This is a genomic window from Komagataeibacter kakiaceti JCM 25156, assembly GCF_000613305.1.
Genome location: NZ_BAIO01000369.1, coordinates 1 through 2,372, shown reverse-complemented (window position 1 = coordinate 2,372; position 2,372 = coordinate 1). Strand labels below are relative to the sequence as shown.

General features: G+C 62.9%; 3 protein-coding genes. All 3 read left to right on the top strand.

The window, feature by feature from the left end; translation table 11 throughout:
• Nucleotides 1-273 precede the first annotated feature (273 nt).
• On the top strand, nt 274-483 hold the full coding sequence (locus tag JCM25156_RS29490) for a hypothetical protein (RefSeq protein WP_159104997.1): 210 nt from the start codon (nt 274-276) through the stop codon (nt 481-483).
• Nucleotides 484-712: 229 nt separating this feature from the next.
• Nucleotides 713-1,378 carry an alpha/beta hydrolase gene (locus tag JCM25156_RS13885; RefSeq protein WP_025813564.1) on the top strand — a complete coding sequence of 222 codons (666 nt, stop codon included), beginning with the start codon at nt 713-715 and terminating at the stop codon, nt 1,376-1,378.
• 112 nt (nt 1,379-1,490) lie between these two features.
• Nucleotides 1,491-2,372 (top strand): tyrosine--tRNA ligase (gene tyrS / locus JCM25156_RS13880; protein WP_034959925.1); only part of this gene is annotated, 882 nt, incomplete at its 3' end.

Here is a 2,372-nt window from a genome sequence, read left to right as displayed (position 1 = left end):
CCACGCCCCGCACGGTGCACGGAAGCGGGATTGCCCGCCACCCGTGCCGCCTGCGTCATGGCCGCCAGCGCTTCGGGCCGGATCGGCTCGGATGCGTTCGCATCGAGATAGGTAAAACCCCCCGGTGGGGTCGCGTGCTGTCCAGCCATATGGGTTACGCCAAGTCCTTTTGCGACGGGAATTACGATTTATCTGGCATTTTGGGAATCCACACCGCTATAAGGCAGCGCAACATAATATTTATTGCAACGTGTTATGGGGGTGGAGACACCCGTGCCATACCGCTGCCTCAATGTCGCCCGCCCGCTCGCCGGGCATGGCAAGGAGAGCGAACCGACACGACAGACCCGGCCCGATGGCGGAAAATCCCTTTCTCCCCGTGGCCCGGACCGCGCCCGCCACCGCCATATCTGCCCCCCGCGCAGGGCACGCCTGCCGAAGATGCACTTTTATCAGGTAGGCGTCATACCCATAATAAGGTGAGTTGGCATACTTTCGCTGGTATGCCAGACCGGATCAATTCTGTTTTCCGTCATGTTGCCACCGGATGAATACAGGACGAATTCCTGCTCCGCGCACGGATAACTGACGGGTAATGGTGTTTTCTCTGCCTGCCGACCTGACGGGGCATCGCCGGTCGGGCAGGCTGTAACAGCAACTGTTCCCGATGCAATGCCTGGAATGCACGGGGAAACGCAAATGCGGGACACCTATGCCTGAGGTCATGTTTGCCGGCCCTGATGGCCGCCTGGAAGGTCGATACCACCATTCAAGCGCGCCCAACGCGCCGCTTGCGCTGGTGCTTCATCCCCATCCGCTGCACGGCGGGACCATGAATAACCGCATCACCTATGCGATGTATCGCGCGTTCGAGAAAATGGGCTTCTCGGTCATGCGCTACAACTCACGCGGGGTGGGCCGCTCGCAGGGGCGCTACGATGGCGGCATTGGCGAGATTTCGGACGCCGCCGCGGCGCTTGACTGGATGCAGATGATCAACCCCAACGCCAGCGGGCTGTGGATCGCGGGGTATTCCTTCGGTGCGTTCGTGGGCATGCAGCTGCTCATGCGCCGCCCCGAAATCACCGGCTGGATCAGTGTCGCGCCGCCCGCCAACCATTATGATTTCGGCTTTCTCGCGCCGTGTCCGTGCGGTGGGCTCATGATCGCGGGGGAAAACGACGAACTCGTGCCCGAGCCCGCCATCCGCAAGCTGGTGGACAAGCTGAACACCCAGAAGGGCGTGACGGTGGATTACCGCATCTTCAAGGGGGCCGACCACGTTTTCGCCCACCATGCCGAACAGGTGGCCGAGGCGCTGGAAGACCATGTCAGCACCGTCATGAACCGCAAGGCGCTGGCGCTGGCGGCCGACTGATTCACCACCCCGGCGGGGCCGGGCTGTTCCATGAAGTGCCGTGAACATGCTAGAGGCTGGTCCGCACCGGGGCGGCCCGGCCAGCGATGCATCTTACAGCGCGGAACAGATCATGCCCAAGAGTGAATTCCTCCGGGAAGCCGCAGCGCGCGGCTTCATATTCCAGTGCACGGACATGGAGGCGCTGGACGCGGCCATGCAGTCCGGGCCGGTGGGGGGGTATATCGGTTTCGACCCCACGGCGGACAGCCTGCACGTGGGCAGCCTGATCCAGATCATGATGCTGCGCCTGCTGCACCGCCATGGCCACCGCGCGGTGGCGCTGGTGGGCGGCGGCACGGCGAAAATCGGCGATCCCTCCTTCCGGGAGGAAGCGCGCAAGCTCATGACGCAGGAGACCATCGCCACCAACCTGCGTGGCGTCGAGTCCTGCCTGCGCCAGTTCCTGCCGCTTGGCGCGGGGCCGAAGGATGCGCTGCTGACCAACAACGCCGACTGGCTGGACAGGCTTTCCTACATCGACCTGCTGCGTGATGTGGGCATCCATTTTTCCGTCAACCGCATGCTGTCGTTCGACTCGGTGCGTTCGCGCCTTGAACGCGAGCAGGGCCTGACGTTCCTGGAGTTCAATTACTCCATCCTCCAGTCCTACGATTTCCGGGAACTGAACAGCCGTCATGGTGTGACGTTACAGATGGGTGGATCGGACCAGTGGGGCAATATCGTCTCGGGCATCGATCTTGTCCGCAGGATGAATGGCGCGCAGGTTTTCGGGCTGACAACGCCCCTGCTGACCACAAGTTCCGGGGCCAAGATGGGCAAGACGGCGCAGGGCGCGGTCTGGCTTTCGCCGCTGCGCCTGCCGGTGTTCGATTACTGGCAGTTCTGGCGCAATGTGGAGGACGCGGATGTGGGCCGCTTCCTCAAGCTGTTCACCGACCTGCCGGTTGCGGAATGTGACCGCCTCGCCACCCTGGGCGGGGCCGAAATCAAC

Bases quoted from the DNA above. Each gene is read 5' to 3' on its own strand.
- JCM25156_RS13885 (WP_025813564.1), top strand. From the start codon at position 713: ATGCCTGAGGTCATGTTTGCCGGCCCTGATGGCCGCCTGGAAGGTCGA.